The 15,678-nt window shown below is 72.5% G+C and carries 12 protein-coding genes; 4 read left to right on the top strand and 8 right to left on the bottom strand.

The genetic code is table 11. The annotated features are described in order from the left end of the window. Positions 1–3: 3 nt before the first annotated feature. The 3 genes from O1G21_RS30510 to O1G21_RS30500 all read right to left on the bottom strand — a co-directional run bounded on the left by O1G21_RS30510 (position 4) and on the right by O1G21_RS30500 (position 3,195). Positions 4–663: a hypothetical protein gene (locus O1G21_RS30510; protein ID WP_270148197.1), complete on the bottom strand. Its 660-nt coding sequence runs from the start codon at positions 661–663 to the stop codon at positions 4–6. 313 nt (positions 664–976) lie between these two features. Further along, complete coding sequence (locus tag O1G21_RS30505) at positions 977–1,936, bottom strand: tRNA (adenine-N1)-methyltransferase (RefSeq protein WP_270148195.1); 960 nt, start codon at positions 1,934–1,936, stop codon at positions 977–979. Between the two features lie 47 nt (positions 1,937–1,983). Next, complete coding sequence (locus O1G21_RS30500) at positions 1,984–3,195, bottom strand: site-2 protease family protein (RefSeq protein WP_270148194.1); 1,212 nt, start codon at positions 3,193–3,195, stop codon at positions 1,984–1,986. A gap of 191 nt (positions 3,196–3,386) precedes the next feature. On the opposite strand from O1G21_RS30500, the gene O1G21_RS30495 reads away from it, so the two are divergent. After that, positions 3,387–4,304: a RecB family exonuclease gene (locus O1G21_RS30495; protein ID WP_270148193.1), complete on the top strand. Its 918-nt coding sequence runs from the start codon at positions 3,387–3,389 to the stop codon at positions 4,302–4,304. Continuing rightward, positions 4,304–4,975: a response regulator gene (locus tag O1G21_RS30490; protein ID WP_030286109.1), complete on the top strand. Its 672-nt coding sequence runs from the start codon at positions 4,304–4,306 to the stop codon at positions 4,973–4,975. The genes O1G21_RS30495 and O1G21_RS30490 overlap by 1 nt, the downstream gene beginning before the upstream one ends. A gap of 65 nt (positions 4,976–5,040) precedes the next feature. On the opposite strand, the gene O1G21_RS30485 is transcribed toward O1G21_RS30490, so the two are convergent. From O1G21_RS30485 to metH, 3 genes are all read right to left on the bottom strand, one after another. Beyond that, positions 5,041–6,657: an ABC transporter substrate-binding protein gene (locus O1G21_RS30485; RefSeq protein WP_270148190.1), complete on the bottom strand. Its 1,617-nt coding sequence runs from the start codon at positions 6,655–6,657 to the stop codon at positions 5,041–5,043. Positions 6,658–6,912: 255 nt separating this feature from the next. Continuing rightward, on the bottom strand, positions 6,913–7,617 hold the full coding sequence (locus O1G21_RS30480) for an HAD family hydrolase (protein WP_270148188.1): 705 nt from the start codon (positions 7,615–7,617) through the stop codon (positions 6,913–6,915). 151 nt (positions 7,618–7,768) lie between these two features. After that, positions 7,769–11,296: a methionine synthase gene (gene metH / locus O1G21_RS30475; RefSeq protein ID WP_270148187.1), complete on the bottom strand. Its 3,528-nt coding sequence runs from the start codon at positions 11,294–11,296 to the stop codon at positions 7,769–7,771. Positions 11,297–11,480: 184 nt separating this feature from the next. On the opposite strand from metH, the gene O1G21_RS30470 reads away from it, so the two are divergent. Further along, positions 11,481–12,533, top strand: coding sequence for a glycoside hydrolase family 18 protein (locus tag O1G21_RS30470; RefSeq protein ID WP_270148186.1), 1,053 nt, complete (start codon positions 11,481–11,483; stop codon positions 12,531–12,533). Here the strand turns inward: O1G21_RS30470 and O1G21_RS30465 are convergent. Beyond that, the gene (locus tag O1G21_RS30465) at positions 12,530–13,051 is read right to left on the bottom strand and encodes an SRPBCC family protein (RefSeq protein WP_270148185.1); all 522 of its coding nucleotides are present in this window, start codon (positions 13,049–13,051) and stop codon (positions 12,530–12,532) included. The two genes, O1G21_RS30470 and O1G21_RS30465, sit on opposite strands and share 4 nt — an antisense overlap. A gap of 355 nt (positions 13,052–13,406) precedes the next feature. Between O1G21_RS30465 and O1G21_RS30460 the strand changes: the two genes are divergently transcribed. After that, complete coding sequence (locus tag O1G21_RS30460) at positions 13,407–14,360, top strand: PAC2 family protein (protein WP_270148184.1); 954 nt, start codon at positions 13,407–13,409, stop codon at positions 14,358–14,360. A 72-nt stretch (positions 14,361–14,432) separates the two neighbouring features. Here O1G21_RS30460 and mshC read toward each other — a convergent pair whose 3' ends face one another. Continuing rightward, positions 14,433–15,662: a cysteine--1-D-myo-inosityl 2-amino-2-deoxy-alpha-D-glucopyranoside ligase gene (gene mshC, locus O1G21_RS30455; RefSeq protein WP_270148182.1), complete on the bottom strand. Its 1,230-nt coding sequence runs from the start codon at positions 15,660–15,662 to the stop codon at positions 14,433–14,435. Between the last annotated feature and the right edge of the window lie 16 nt (positions 15,663–15,678).

Here is a 15,678-nt window from a genome sequence, read left to right as displayed (position 1 = left end):
CTCCTAAGCGGAGCCTGCCGGGGCGGCGGTCTGGAAGCGTTGCCAGCCGCCGCCCTTGTGCGCCCAGGTGAGGTCGAGTGAGACGTCGGGTCGGAAGCGTGGCACGCCGTCGCTCGAATACCCCTGCGCGCGGCCGGTGATGGCGCCGTCGGAGCGCACCGCGAGCCGGCTCAGGGTGAGGTTCTCCCGCTCGGTCAGCAGGGTGGCGACCACCACCGGGCGCTCGCCCGGGCCGAAGCCGAGCAGGTAGACGGAGTCCGGCGGGGTGCCGGTGTCGGTGGCGCACTGCGCGGCGACGACCGTACCGGGACGTCCGTCGCCCAGCTCGGCGGGCACGCTGAGCACCGTCCTGACCGGGAACGGGCCGCAGTCCATCGGCAGTTGGGCCCGGGCCGGGTCGGGGGCGGCGCTCGCGGCGAGGGCCCTGGGGGTGCCGCCGGCGGCCAACGGGGTGCCGGTCGCCGGGGAGGCGGCGAGGGCCGCGGCCACCACCGCGCCGCAGCCGGCCAGGGCAACGGCCCAGTGCCAGGGGGCGGTTCGCGCGTGACCGGGCCCGGTGCGGCCCCGCGATGTCTGCTGTCCAGCCGTCGCCGTCGTCCCGACCGCGGTCTCCACCAGGCGTCCCCTCCAGAGCTCCAGGAGCTGGTCTGCGTGAGCGAGCATCGTCCCACACCGTGCCCATCCGCGGTCGGCCGGGGAGCCGAAGGGCGCGCCGGTGCCGAAAGCGACGAGCGACAAGCGAGGGACGAGCGCCGGAGTGAGGAACGTCGGCGCCGGGTCGGAGCGCCCGGAGGCGAGCCGGCCACAAGCGCGCCGAAGGGCGCGCCGGTGCCGAAAGCGACGAGCGACAAGCGAGGGACGAGCGCCGGAATGAGGAACGTCGGCGCCGGGTCGGAGCGCCCGGAGGCGAGCCGGCGACAAACGGAAGGGGTGGCGCGAGCGTGACGCTCGCACCACCCCTTCTTCAGGTTCGGACTCAGCCCAGGTCGGGCTGCTCGGCCTCGGAGTCGCGGGCGGCCTTGCGGGCCGCGGCGCGCTCCTGCAGGGTCGGTTCGGGCGCCCCGCTGTCGTAGTCCTCGCCGTAGGCGCCCTTGGCCGGGCGGCGGCGCCGCAGCGGCGGCTCGACGCCGTCCGCCAGGCGGCGGGCGGTGAGCAGGAAGCCGGTGTGGCCGATCATCCGGTGGTCCGGGCGGACGGCCAGGCCCTCCAGGTGCCAGGTGCGGACCATGGTCTCCCAGGCCTGCGGCTCGGTGAAGGTGCCGTGCTCGCGCAGCGCCTCGACGGTCTTGGACATCTGCGTGGTGGTGGCCACGTAGCAGCAGATGAGGCCGCCGGGGACGAGCGCCTTGGAGGCGACGTCCAGGCACTCCCAGGGGGCCAGCATGTCGAGGATGACGCGGTCGACGTCGGTCTCGACCAGGTTGTCCTGGAGGTCGCCGACGGTCAGCTTCCACGCCGGGTGGGGGCCGCCGAAGTAGCGCTCGACGTTGCCCTGGGCGATGTCCGCGAAGTCCTGCCGGCGCTCGTAGGAGGCCAGCATGCCCTGCTCGCCGACGGCGCGCAGCAGGTAGGTGCTGAGCGCCCCGGAGCCGACACCCGCCTCGACCACGCGGGCACCCGCGAAGATGTCGGCCATCGCCAGGATCTGCCCCGCGTCCTTGGGGTAGATCACGGCGGCGCCGCGCGGCATGGACAGGACGTAGTCGGGGAGCAGGGGGCGCAGCGCGAGGTACGGGACGTTCCCCGTGGTGCGCACGACCGTGCCTTCGGGGGCGCCGATCAGCTCGTCGTGCGGGAACGCACCCTTGTGGGTGTGGAACTGGTTCCCGGCCTGGAGCGTGAACGTGTAGTGGCGACCCTTGGGGTCGGTCAGCTGGACCTGGTCCCCGACCTGGAAGGGCCCGCGTCGGCGGGCGGCACCGGTCGGTTCGGACATGCGGCCAATCCTAAGGGAAGCGGGGCGCGCCGCCTCACCAGGCCCGGTCACCTGCCCGAGACGGCGGCGGTGAGACGCTGCTCGATGTCGGTGAGCGCGGCCACGCCGTACACCCGGCCGTCCGCCTCGACCACCAGGTACTCCCCCGCCGGGGTGGCCTGGATGGCCCGCAGCAGGTCCTCGCCGCGGAGGTCGGCGTCCAACCGCAGCCCGGGCTCGAGGTCGCGGGCGAGCGGGCCGACTGCCACCCAGGGGCGGCGGTGCTCCGGTACGGCGCGTACCGCGGACTCGCGGACGATGGCGATCGGATCGCCCCGGCCGTCCACCACCACGACCGCGCCGGCCTCGGCCTCGCGGGCCCGGCGCATCGCCTCGCCGAGCGGGGTGTCGGCGGTGACCTCGACGGTGCGGCGGGCCAGGTCGCGCAGCCGCAGTTCGGGCAGCGCCTCCTTGAGCCGGGCGTTGCGCAGGCTGCCGGTGGCGCCGTTCCAGATGATCGCGGCCAGCACGGCGGCCAGCACCGCGTCCACCAGGGTGTCGGTGGTGGTGCGCTGGCCACCGCGGGAGGCGCTGACCAGCGGTAGGCCGATCAGCACCACGATGGCGAGCGCCCGGCCGATCCAGGCGGCGGCCACCGTGCCGGTCATCGCCTTGCCGGTGACCGCCCAGACCACGGCGCGCAGCATCCGGCCGCCGTCCAGCGGCAGACCGGGCAGCAGGTTGAAGGCGGCGACCACCAGGTTGGAGACCATCAGGCCGGTCAGCAGCACCCCGGGCACGCTGGACAGTTCGACGGCGCGCAGCGCGAGGTAGAAGACGCCGCCGAGCACCAGGGAGAGCAGCGGGCCGACGAAGGCCAGCCAGAACTCTCGCCAGGGGCTCGCGGCCTCGTTCTCGATCTCGGAGACGCCGCCGAAGAACTGCAGCTGGATCCGCCGCACCCCGAGCTTGTAGCGCAGCGCGACCAGGGTGTGGGCGAGTTCGTGCACCAGCACGGAGGCGTAGAAGGCGACCGCGAAGAAGAACGCCAGCAGGTAGCGCACGCCGCTGCCGAGTTCGGGCAGGACGTCGCCGAGCTGTCCGCCGAACACCCAGGTGATCAGGGCGGCGATGACGAACCAGGACGGGGTGACGTAGATGGGCACGCCGAAGGGGCGCCCCATCAGGAGGCCGCCGCCGCGCTCCGGGGGCGGCCCGGTGGGGCGCCCGCCGTCCTGCGGTGGCTGCTCGGAGGTCTGCTGCCCCCTGGTGTCGCTCACCGTGATCCCTTCGGTCGTCCGCCCGTCGTGCCCCCGGTGCGCCCACGCTACGTGATCGCGGCCACTTGGTGCCGCGCGCCCCTCTGTCAGGCTTCATACCCACTGGACCGGCCCCGGACCGGGCCGGGGGAAAGCCGCCGTGGCAGCACGGTGGCAGCGGGATGACAGCAAAGGGCAATAGGGTCGTAGCCATGCAGCAGACCGACACCAGCAGTGCCGCCGGGGCTCCGGCGCGCCCGGCGGCGCCCCCGACCGGGCTGTCCCCGTCCCGCGCGGGGGACTTCCTCACCTGTCCCCTGCTGTACCGGCTGCGGGTGATCGACCGGCTGCCCGAGCCGCCGAGCGCGGCGGCGACCCGGGGCACCCTGGTGCACGCGGTGCTGGAGCGGCTGTTCGACAGCCCGGCGGCCGAGCGGACGCCGGAGCGGGCGCTGGGCCTGCTGCGCCCGCAGTGGGAGCGCCTGCTGGGCGAGCGCCCGGAGCTGGGCTCGCTGTTCCCCGACGACCCGGACGGCGCGGCGCTGACCCGCTGGCTGGCGGACGCCGAGAAGCTGGTCGGCCAGTGGTTCCGGCTGGAGGACCCGACCCGGCTGCACCCGGTGGAGCGGGAGCTCTACGTGGAGACGGCCCTGGAGTCGGGGCTGCTGCTGCGCGGCTACATCGACCGGGTGGACGTCGCCCCCACCGGCGAGGTCCGGCTGGTGGACTACAAGACCGGCCGGGCGCCCTCGCGGGACTTCGAGGGCAAGGCGATGTTCCAGATGAAGTTCTACGCGCTGGTGGTGTGGCGCTGGAAGGGCGTGATCCCCAAGCGCCTCCAGCTGGTCTACCTCGGCGGCGGCGGGGACGTGGTCAGCTACGACCCGGACGAGGCCGATCTGCTCGCGGTGGAGCGCAAGCTGCAGGCGCTGTGGGAGCGGATCAGCCACGCGGTGGCCACCGGGGACTTCCCGGCCACCCGCAACCGGCTCTGCGACTGGTGCGACCACCAGGCGAGCTGCCCGGAGTTCGGCGGCACCCCGCCGCCGTACCCGCTGCCCGTGCCGGCACAAGCCCGTACGTCGGATGAGAGCGATCCCACGGGGGATCCGATGAGCAAGGAGTCCTAGTGACGATCCGTGTGCTGCTGGTCGACGACCAGCCGCTGCTGCGCACCGGTTTCCGGATGATCCTGGAGGCCGAGTCCGACCTGGTGGTGGTCGGTGAGGCCGGCGACGGTCAGCAGGCGCTGGACCAGGTGCGGGCGCTGCAGCCCGACGTGGTGCTGATGGACATCCGGATGCCGCGGATGGACGGCGTCGAGGCGACCCGCCGGATCGCCGGTCCGGGCCGGGACGGCCCGGCCAAGGTGCTGGTGCTGACCACCTTCGACCTGGACGAGTACGTGGTGGAGGCGCTGCGCGCGGGCGCCAGCGGCTTCCTGCTGAAGGACGTCCCGGCGGAGGAGCTGGTGCAGGCGATCCGGGTGGTCGCGGACGGCGCGGCGATGTTGGCGCCGAGCATCACCCGCCGGCTGCTGGACATGTACGCCACCAAGCTGCCCTCGGGCGAGGAGGCGCCGCCGCAGGCGCTGAGCGCGCTGACCGAGCGGGAGTTGGAGGTGCTGAAGCTGGTGGCGCGCGGGCTGTCGAACGCGGAGATCGCGGCCGAGCTGTTCGTCAGCGAGACGACCGTGAAGACCCACGTCGGGCACGTGCTGACCAAGCTCCAGCTGCGCGACCGGGTGCAGGCGGCGGTGTACGCCTACGAGAGCGGGCTGGTGCGGCCGGGCACGCTGTAGACACCGCGGCGGCCCGCCGCCTCTCCCGGGTCGGGGGGAGGCGGCGGGCCGCCGTGCGCGGGGCGCTACTTCTTGTTGCGGCCGATCTCCCAGAAGCGGAAGACGCCGGTGGTGTCGGTGGTCGACTCGACGCCGGTGACGTACGGCTTGGCCGCGAAGAAGGCCTTGGTCTGGAACATCGGGATCAGCGGCACGTTCTCCGCGACGATGCCCTGGACCTGGTTGTAGATCCCGTTCACGGCGCCGCGGTCGGCCTGCTTGAGACCTTCCGGCAGCAGCTTCTGACTGATCCGCTCGTCCACCCACCCGGTGTGGTAGACGCTGTCCTCGGTGACCAGCGGCCCGATGTAGTTGTCAGGGTCCGGGTAGTCCGCGGTCCATCCGACCAGGTACGCCTGGTACTTGCCCTCGCTCCGGCCCTTCTGGTAGGCGGTCGAGTCGTTCTCGATCTGGGTGGTGACCTGGAACAGGCCGCCGGTCTCCAACTGGCGCTTCAGCGTGTCGATCTCGCTGGTGCCGGTGCGCGAGCGCCCCGAGGCGAGGTTGAGCTTGACCGGCGTGGGGATCTTGGCGGCGGCGAGGTACGCCTTGGCCTTGCTGACGTCCGGCTCGTTGTACTTGTCGTAGAAGGCGGTGTTGTGGCCGGTGATGCCGGTCGGGACCATCGAGTACAGCGGCTGGACGGTGCGCGCGAAGACATCGCGGGCGAGGGCCTTCCGGTCGACCAGCTGCGCCACGGCCTGACGGACGGCGAGGTTCCCGGTGGTGGCGTCCTTGGTGTTGAAGGCGATCGAGTTGGTGTCGGAACTCTCGCCCTGGACGACGGTCAGACCGCCCTTGCCGTTCTGCTGGTCGTCGAGGATCCGGGCGGCGGTGTTCGGCTCCAGGCTGTTGTCGGTGAGGTCGACGCCGCCCTTGTCCAACTCGTCCTTCAGCGCGGTGGGGCTGTCGAAGTACCGCACGGTGAACTTGTCGTTCTGCAGCTTGGCGTCGCCGGCGTACTTGCCGTTGGGAGTCAGCACGACCTTGGCGAGGACCTTGGCGCTACCGCCCTCGGGGGTCATGGTCTCGACCGAGTCGAGCTTGTACGGGCCGGAGCCGACGACCTTGTCGTTGTCGAGCAGCTTGTCGGCCGGGTAGACCTCGTGGTCGACGATGGCGCCGGCCGGGGTGGCCAGCTTGGCCGGCAGGGTCGCGTCGGCCGTCGAGAGCTGGAAGACCACCTCGTTGTCGCCCTTGGCCTCGACCGACTTGATCGTGTCCAGCAGGCCGCCCGGACCGTTCGGGTCCTTGATCTTCTTGGTGCGCTCGATCGAGAACACGACGTCGGCGGCGGTGAGCGGGTGGCCGTTGGAGAACTTCTGGCCGGGGCGGAGCACGCAGTGGTACTGGGTGGCGTCGCCGCTGGTGAACTCGCAGGACTGGGCGGCGTCCGGGGTCGGGGAGCTGGCGGCGGGAGGGAAGGCGAGCAGCGACTGGAAGGTGTTGGAGAGCACCAGCCACGAGCCGGTGTCATAGGCGCCGGCCGGGTCCAGGACGCTGGTAAGGCCGCGGGTGCCCATGGTGATCGACTTGCCGCTGTCCCCCTTCACGGCGTCGGTGACCGATCCGCAACCGGCCACCGTCACGGCGACCAGACCGGCGCAGCCGAGTGCTGCAAGGCGTTCAGCTGAAGTCTTCACGGGAGCGTCCTTCGGGGGTGTCACGAACCCGAGTAGCGTGCCATATCGAACACGCACGACCGATACCCGTGCAGATGACGTTTGGGACACGGTGGTTGGGGGCATCGCGACATGCCCGACGAGTTGTCAGCCAATGCCCGTTTTATCCCCGGCCAACCCGACACAGATGCCGGGCGGGGCCGTTTACCGGCGGGTAGGGACGGGGCGCAATGAGATAACAATCACATCCCGCACTCGCGGCTCCCCTTGACCCCGCTACACCCGCGAGGCAACCAGCGAGCGCAGCAGTTCGAGATCGACCTGCTCCAGCGAGGGCAGCACCAGCCGCCCGGGCGCTGCCTCGATCGGCGCCACCGAGGGCACCGCGATCACCGGGCAGCCGGCCGCCTCGCCCGCGCGCACCCCGGTCGGGGTGTCCTCGACGACCACGCAGCGGGCCGGCTCCGCGCCCAGCCGGCGGGCCGCCTCCAGGTACGGGTCCGGGAACGGCTTGGTGCGCGGCACCTCGTCCCCGGCGATGGTGAAGGCGAAGCGCTCGGCGCCCAGCGAGCGCAGCACGATGTCGATCACGTGCCGGTGCGAGGCGGACACCATCGCGGCCGGGACGCCGTGCGCGGCAAGGGTGTTGAGCAGCCGCTCGGCGCCCGGCATCAGCGGCACGCCGCCGGCCAGCAGGTCGACGAAGCGCTGGTTGACCAGCACGCCCAGGTCGGCCGGGGCGATGTCCACCCCGGTGCGGGCGACCAGGTAGTCCATCACCCGGGTCATCGGGCCGCCGACCACGTGGGCCCGGTCCTGCTCGTCCAGCTGGTGGCCCAGCTCGGCGAAGAGGGTGACCTCGGCCTGCCACCAGAAGTCCTCGGTGTCCACCAGCGTCCCGTCCATGTCCAGCAGCACCGCCTGCAGGCCGCGGTCGTCCCCGTGGTCGAGCGCCAGGGCGGTGGTGGAGCTGGTGGTCATGGCGAGTCCTTCCGGCAGTACCCCGCGGAGCCGTCGGACGTCCCTCGGGGATGGCACAGGCCGGCCCGCTGGTGAGCGGACCGGCCCGTTCAGGATCATCCAGGATACGCCCGCTTCGCCCGGAAAGAGCGAACGGAGAAGGGCGTACGGATTACCGCGCGTTGAAGTACTTCGCCTCCGGGTGGTGGATCACGATCGCGTCGGTGGACTGCTCCGGGTGCAGCTGGAACTCCTCGGAGAGCACCACGCCGATCCGCTCGGGCTTCAGCAGTTCGGCGATCTTGGCCCGGTCCTCCAGCTCGGGGCAGGCCCCGTAGCCGAGCGAGAAGCGGGCGCCCCGGTACTTGAGCGCGAACATCGCTTTCAGATCAGGCCCGGTCTTGACGTCCTGCGGGTCTTCCCCGTGGAAGCCCAGCTCGTAGCGGACCCGGGCGTGCCAGAACTCGGCGAGCGCCTCGGCCAGCTGCACCGAGAGGCCGTGCAGCTCCAGGTAGTCGCGGTAGGAGTTCCCGGCGAACAGCTCGTTGGCCGCCTCCGAGATCCGGTTGCCCATGGTGACCACCTGCAGGCCGACCACGTCCCGCTCGCCGGACTCCTCCGGGCGGAAGAAGTCCGCCAGGCAGAGCCGGCGGCCGCGGCGCTGGCGGGGGAAGGTGAAGCGGGTCCGCTCGGTGCCGTCCTCGTGGAAGACGATCAGGTCGTCGCCCTTGGAGTTGGCCGGGTAGTAGCCGTAGACCACGGCCGCCTCCAGCCAGCCCTCGGTCTGCAGCCGGTCCAGCCAGGCCCGCAGCCGCGGCCGGCCCTCGGTCTCCACCAGTTCCTCGTAGGACGGGCCGTCGCCGTTGCGGGCGGCCTTCAGGCCCCACTGGCCCTTGAACAGCGCGTCCTCGTCCAGCCAGGAGGCGTAGTCGGCGAACGGGATGCCCTTGACGATCCGGTCGCCCCAGAACGGCGGGGTGGGCAGGGTGTTGTCCAGCGCGACGTCGGAGCGGATCTGGCCGAGGTTGACCTCGGGCTCCGGCTCCTCCACCTCGACCCGGGCGTGCCGGCGCTGCTTGAGCTCCGGCAGGGTCGCGCCGGGCACGCCGCGCTTGACCGCGACCAGCGCGTCCATCAGCCGCAGGCCCTCGAAGGCGTCCCGGGCGTAGCGGACCTCGCCCTCGTAGATCTCGTGCAGGTCCTGCTCGACGTAGGCGCGGGTCAGGGCGGCGCCGCCGAGGATCACCGGGAAACTGGCGGCCAGCTTGCGCTGGTTCAGCTCCTCCAGGTTCTCCTTCATGATCACGGTGGACTTCACCAGCAGGCCGGACATGCCGATGACGTCCGCGTTGTGCTCCTGCGCGGCGTCCAGGATCGCCGAGACCGGCTGCTTGATGCCCAGGTTGACCACGTTGTAGCCGTTGTTGGACAGGATGATGTCGACCAGGTTCTTGCCGATGTCGTGGACGTCGCCCTTGACGGTGGCCAGCACGATGGTGCCCTTGCCCTCGCTGTCGGACTTCTCCATGTACGGCTCCAGGTGGGCGACCGCGGTCTTCATCACCTCGGCGGACTGGAGCACGAACGGCAGCTGCATCTGGCCGGAGCCGAAGAGGTCGCCGACCACCTTCATGCCGGACAGCAGGGTGTCGTTGATGATCTCCAGGGCGGGGCGCTCGGCCAGCGCCTCGTCCAGGTCGGCCTCCAGGCCGTTGCGTTCGCCGTCGATGATCCGGCGCTGCAGCCGCTCCTCCAGCGGGAGGGCGGCCAGCTCCTGCGCCTTGGAGGCCTTGACCGAGGCGGTGGAGACGTTCTCGAACAGTTCCAGCAGGCGCTGCAGCGGGTCGTAGCCGTCCCGGCGGCGGTCGTACACCAGGTCCAGGGCGGCCTCGCGCTGGTCCTCGGGGATCCGGGAGATCGGCAGGATCTTGGAGGCGTGCACGATCGCCGAGTCCAGGCCGGCCTCCACGCACTCGTGCAGGAAGACCGAGTTGAGCACCACGCGGGCGGCCGGGTTGAGGCCGAAGGAGATGTTCGACAGGCCGAGGGTGGTCTGCACCCCGGGGTGGCGGCGCTTGAGCTCGCGGATCGCCTCGATCGTCTCGATGCCGTCCCGGCGGGACTCCTCCTGGCCGGTGGCCAGGGTGAAGGTGAGGCAGTCGACCAGGATCGAGCCCTCGTCGATGCCGTAGTCGGTGGTCAGCTCGGCGATCAGCCGCTCGGCGATCGCCACCTTCTTCTCGGCCGTACGGGCCTGGCCCTGCTCGTCGATGGTCAGCGCGATCAGCCCGGCGCCGTGCTCGCGGGCCAGCGACGCGATCCTGCCGAACCGCGAGTCGGGGGCGTTGCCGTCCTCGTAGTTGACCGAGTTGAGCACCGCGCGGCCGCCGAGCGCCTCCAGACCGGCCTGCAGCACCGGCGGCTCGGTGGAGTCCAACACGATCGGCAGGGTGGAGGCGGTGGCCAGCCGGCCGGCGATCTCCTTCATGTCGGCGACGCCGTCACGGCCGACGTAGTCCACGCACAGGTCCAGCAGGTGCGAGCCGTCCCGGATCTGGTCCCGGGCGATCTCCACGCAGGCCTGCCAGTCGCCGGCCAGCATCGACTCGCGGAACTTCTTCGAGCCGTTGGCGTTGGTGCGCTCGCCGATCGCCAGGTACGAGGTGTCCTGGCGCAGCGGCACCGCCTGGTAGAGCGAGGCGGCCGAGGGCTCCGGCTGGGGCTCGCGCCGGGTGATCGGGCGACCCTGGACCTTCTCGACCACCTGGCGCAGGTGCTCCGGGGTGGTGCCGCAGCAGCCGCCGACCAGCGAGAGGCCGTACTCGCGGGTGAACACGTCGTGCGCCTCGGCCAGTTCGGCCGGGGAGAGCGGGTAGTGGGCGCCGTTCTTGCCGAGCACCGGCAGGCCCGCGTTGGGCATGCAGGACAGGCCGATCCTGGCGTTCTTGGCCAGGTAGCGCAGGTGCTCGCTCATCTCGGCCGGGCCGGTGGCGCAGTTGAGGCCGATGCAGTCGACGCCGAGCGGCTCCAGCGCGGTCAGCGCGGCGCCGATCTCGGAGCCGAGCAGCATGGTGCCGGTGGTCTCCACCGTCACCTGCACCAGCAGCGGCAGGTCCAGCCCGGCCTCGGCCAGGGCGCGCTTGGAGCCGAGGATCGCGGCCTTGGTCTGCAGCAGGTCCTGGCTGGTCTCCACCAGCAGCGCGTCGGCGCCACCGGCGATCAGGCCGGCCGCGTTCTGCTGGAAGCCGTCGCGCAGCGTCTCGTACGGGGCGTGGCCGAGGGTCGGCAGCTTGGTGCCGGGGCCGATCGAGCCGAGCACCCAGCGGGGGCGGCCGTCGGCGGCGTGGGCGTCGGCCACCTCGCGGGCGATCCGGGCACCGGCCTCGGACAGCTCGAAGATGCGGTCGGCGATCTCGTACTCGCCCAGCGCGGCGTAGTTGGCGCCGAAGGTGTTGGTCTCGACGCAGTCCACGCCCACCGCGAAGTAGGCCTCGTGGACGGAGCGGACGATGTCCGGGCGGGTGATGTTGAGGACCTCGTTGCAGCCCTCGAGGTCCTGGAAGTCCTCCAGCGTCGGGTCCTGCGCCTGGAGCATGGTGCCCATCGCACCGTCGGCGACCACCACCCGGGTGGCGAGCGCCTCACGCAACGCGTTCGCGCGGCTCTGCTGAGTGATGGACGGATCGGCTGCAGTGGCCATGGGGCGTCTCCCTGGTGCGACGGCTGTCGGCTTTGCGAGCCCGCTTGCTCGGGCCCGCACGTCGCCAGGGTATCCGGCCCACGGCCCGGCCCGCGGGCCCATTCCGTATCCTGAACGTTCGAACGCATGGGGGAGTGAGCGCGTGGCCCGATTCGGGACCGCCGCGCGGTGCGTGGGTCGGGCCGTGACGGCCCCGTTCCGGGCGCTGCGCGAGCGTTGGAGGGGCTGGTCCTGGTGGCGCCGGGCGCTGCTGGCGCTGGGGCTGGCGGTGGCCGTCCCGGTCGCGGCACTGGGCTCGGTGTTCATCGCCATCCGACTGCACTACACGGGTGATCCCGCCGCCGAGGCCCGCACCCGGGGCCGGGACGCCGTCTGGCTCGGCCACGCCTGGGTGGACGGCCGCAAGACCGACGCGGACGTGGCGGCGCTGGCCCGGCAGCTGGCCGGCACCGGCGTGCACGACCTGTACGTGCACACCGGCCCGCTGGAGCACGACGGCTCGCTGCCGGCGTCCGTCCACCCCCGGGCCCGCTGGTTCACCGAGGCCGCCCACCGGGCGTTGCCCGGGGTGCGGCTGCAGGGCTGGCTGGGCGACGAGGTCAAGCCGGAGAAGGACGCCCTGGACCTGGACGACGCGCCCACCCGGGACCGGATCGCCGCCTCCGCCCGCCAGGTGCTGGACCAGGGCTTCGACGGCGTGCACTTCGACATGGAGCCGATCCACCCGGGCACGGCCGGCTGGCTCGCCCTGCTCGACGAGGTCCGCCCGGTGACGGCGGCACGCGGCGCCACGCTCTCGGTGGCGGCGCCGCAGATCGACCCGGTCCCGGGCCTGCACACCGCCGGCATCCTGCTCACCGACCACGGCAAGTGGTGGGACCAGGCGTACTTCCGGGAGACGGCCCGCCGGGTCGACCAGATCGCGGTGATGGCCTATGACACCTCGATGCCCACCGAGCCGCTGTTCGGCGGCTACGTCGCCCAGCAGACCGAGCTGGCGCTGCGGGCCACCCCGCCGCAGGTCGACCTCCTGATCGGCCTGCCGTTCTTCTGGGACGACAAGTGGGGCCACCGGGGCGACGCGGAGACCGTCCCGGCGGCCGTCCGGGGCGTCCGGCTGGGCCTCGGCCGCCAGGACCTGCAGCGGGCCGGCTTCGGCGTCGCGCTGTACGTGGACTTCGCCGCGACGCCGGAGAACTGGGCGGCGTACCGGCGCGGCTGGGTGGACCCGGCCTAGGAAGCCATCCGGTGGGCGAGGGCACCCAGGTAGCGGTGGACGGTGGCGTCCTCGCCGATCAGGTAGTGCGAGACGGCCCGGTACAGCGGTCGGCGGACCTCGCCGCGCTCGGTGACGGTCAGCGAGCAGCCGGGCCCGGCCGGGGTGAGCTGGTAGGTCCAGGTGCCGCCGTACGGCAGGTCCGGGTCGGCGATGCCGGTCACCAGCCGGTGCGGCGCCTCGCTCGCCACCACCTCGTAGGTGGTGTGCCCGTGCCGGTCGTACTCGCGCCAGCGCGGGCGGCCGCCGGCCCCGGCGGGCAGCCGTTCGACATGGGTGAGGCCCGGGCGCCAGGCCGGGTAGAGGTCGATGTCGGTGAGCACGTCCCAGACCGCGCCGGGCGGCTGGGCGAGCTCCAGCCCACCCTCGGTGACGTGCTCGACCGGCAGCCGGCGCCCGGCCCGGTCCGCCGCCAGCAACACGGCCCCGGCCAGCAACGCGGCTCCCGCACCCGCGCCGGTCCACAGCCATCGGTTCATCGGTCGGCCCCTTCCGCCCGGCCCCCGCCCACCATCATCGCGCCGCCCCGCCCGACCGGCACTCCCGTGCGCTCCGTGGCCGGGCGGCCACCCTGCGCCGTCGCCGTGGTGGGATGACGGTACGTCAGCCGTCGCGACGCGGATATCCGCTGGATCGCGGCGGCCCGCTCCCCCAGACTGTCCCGGTGCCCGGCCGCCATGCGCATCAAAGCCCGTAGGCTGGGCAGGTAGGTCCCGTGGAGCGAGCCGTTCCACGGGAGACGAGAGGTTGGACAGGCGGAAGCCGGCCCGTCAGTGCCCCGGCAGGCCAGCCGAGGCGGTGCCGGTCCGACCGCCGACCGGAGGGAGACGCTGGGTGATCGAGCTGGAAGATGTTCCCGAGTTGATCGACCCGGTGATGGTCTGCGCCTTCGAGGGGTGGAACGACGCGGGCGACGCCGCCTCCGCGGCTCTGGCGCATCTGGACGAGACCTGGGGCGGCAAGGTGTTCGCCGCCCTGGACGCGGAGGACTACTACGACTTCCAGGTCAACCGGCCGACGATCTGGCTGGACGGCGGCATCCGCCGGATCACCTGGCCGACCACCAGGCTCTCGGTGGTCCGGGTGACCGAGCCGGTGACCAGGGACGTGGTGCTGGTGCGCGGCATCGAGCCGAGCATGCGCTGGCGCTCGTTCTGCAACGAGCTGCTCGGCTTCGCCCACGAGCTGGGCGTCGAGCTGGTGGTGATCCTTGGCGCGCTGCTCGGCGACACCCCGCACAGCCGCCCGGTGCCGGTCAGCGGGGTCACCTCGGACCCGGACCTGGCCCGCCGGCTGGACCTGGAGGAGAGCCGCTACGAGGGCCCGACCGGGATCGTCGGGGTGCTGCAGGAGGCCTGCACCCACGCCGGGGTGCCCGCCGTGACGCTGTGGGCCGCGGTGCCGCACTACGTCGCCCAGCCGCCGAACCCCAAGGCCACGCTGGCGTTGCTGAACAAGCTGGAGGACCTGCTGGACCTGCGCATCCCGCCGGGCGAGCTCGGCGAGGACGCCCGGGCCTGGCAGCTCGGCGTGGACCAGCTGGCCGCCGAGGACAGCGAGGTGGCCGAGTACGTCCAGCAGCTGGAGGAGGCCCAGGACACCGCGGAGCTGCCGGAGGCCTCCGGGGACGCGATCGCGCGCGAGTTCGAGCGCTACCTGCGGCGCCGGGAGAACGTCGGGCCGACCGGCGAGAAGCCGGTGTCCGGGCACGCGACGGCCGAGCGGCCGGCCGAGCCGGAGTCGCCGGGCACGACCCGGGAGAGCCAGGAGGGCGCCGAGGACGAGTAGTCCTCCTCGACGGTGAACGCCGAAGGGGCGTCAGGATCTCGGTCCTGACGCCCCTTCGGGCATGTTTCGGCTCTACAGCGCGACGCCGAGCAGGGCGTCCACCGTCCGGCTCACCAGGCCGGGCGCGCCGGTGTCGGTGCCGCCCTCGCTCTCCTGCTGCGCGGCCCAGCGGTCGACGGCGGCCAGCGCGGCGGGCGCGTCCAGGTCGTTCGCCAGCGCCGCGCGGACCTCGGCGAGCAGCTGCTCGGCCGCCGGGCCGTCCGGCCGGGAGACCGCGGCCCGCCAGCGGGCGAGGCGCTCGACGGCCTCGTCCAGGACGCCCTTGGTCCACTCCCAGTCCGCGCGGTAGTGGTGCGAGAGCAGCGCCAGGCGGATCGCCGCCGGGTCGACGCCCTCGCGGCGCAGGGCCGAGACGAACACCAGGTTGCCGCGGGACTTGGACATCTTCTTGCCGTCCAGGGCGACCATCCCGGCGTGCACGTACGCCTTGGCGTACGGGTGGGAGCCGGTGGCGACCTGGGCGTGGGAGGCGCCCATCTCGTGGTGCGGGAAGGACAGGTCGCTGCCGCCGCCCTGGATGTCGAAGGTCATGCCCAGGTACTGCAGCGCGATCGCCACGCACTCGATGTGCCAGCCGGGGCGGCCGTGGCCGAGCTCGGTGTCCCAGGCGGGCTCGCCGGGGCGGGCGGCCAGCCAGAGCAGGGCGTCCAGCGGGTTGCGCTTGCCGGGGCGGTCCGGGTCGCCGCCGCGCTCGGCGAAGACCGGGCGCATGGCCTCCCGGGTGAGACCGGAGACCTCGCCGAAGTGCGGGTCGGAGTCGACCGAGAAGTAGATGTCCTCGTCCACCTTGTAGGCGGCGCCGGAGGCCAGCAGCTCCTGGACGATCGGGACGATCCACGGGATGGACTCGACGGCGCCGATGTAGTGGGCCGGCGGGAGCAGTCGCAGGGCGGTCATGTCCTCGCGGAACAGGGCCGTCTCGCGCTCGGCCAGGGCCACCCAGTCCTGGCCGGTCTCGACCGCGCGCTGCAGCAGCGGGTCGTCCACGTCGGTCACGTTCTGGATGTACAGGACGTCGTGGCCGGCGTCCTTCCAGACCCGCTGCACCAGGTCGAAGGCGTTGTAGGTGGCGGCGTGGCCCATGTGGGTCGCGTCGTAGGGGGTGATGCCGCAGACGTAGATCCGGGCGGTGCCGTCCTGCGGCACGACCTCGCGGACCTTGCCCGCTGCGGTGTCGAAGATGTGGAGGGGGAGCCCCTGACCAGGCAGGGCGGGAACCTCGGAGGCGGGCCAGGCATGCATGGGATCGACTTTAACC

Source organism: Kitasatospora cathayae, assembly GCF_027627435.1.
GTDB lineage: Bacteria > Actinomycetota > Actinomycetes > Streptomycetales > Streptomycetaceae > Kitasatospora > Kitasatospora cathayae.
Note: the sequence above shows the minus strand (reverse complement) of the source record. Positions and strands in the feature narration are given on the sequence as shown.

What these genes read in the sequence shown, in the direction of transcription:
- O1G21_RS30510 (WP_270148197.1), bottom strand. Translation starts at nt 663, where the DNA reads ATGCTCGCTCACGCAGACCAGCTCCTGGAGCTCTGGAGGGGACGCCTG.
- O1G21_RS30505 (WP_270148195.1), bottom strand. Translation starts at nt 1,936, where the DNA reads ATGTCCGAACCGACCGGTGCCGCCCGCCGACGCGGGCCCTTCCAGGTC.
- O1G21_RS30495 (WP_270148193.1), top strand. Translation starts at nt 3,387, where the DNA reads ATGCAGCAGACCGACACCAGCAGTGCCGCCGGGGCTCCGGCGCGCCCG.
- O1G21_RS30480 (WP_270148188.1), bottom strand. Translation starts at nt 7,617, where the DNA reads ATGACCACCAGCTCCACCACCGCCCTGGCGCTCGACCACGGGGACGAC.
- metH (WP_270148187.1), bottom strand. Translation starts at nt 11,296, where the DNA reads ATGGCCACTGCAGCCGATCCGTCCATCACTCAGCAGAGCCGCGCGAAC.
- O1G21_RS30465 (WP_270148185.1), bottom strand. Translation starts at nt 13,051, where the DNA reads ATGAACCGATGGCTGTGGACCGGCGCGGGTGCGGGAGCCGCGTTGCTG.
- mshC (WP_270148182.1), bottom strand. Translation starts at nt 15,662, where the DNA reads ATGCATGCCTGGCCCGCCTCCGAGGTTCCCGCCCTGCCTGGTCAGGGG.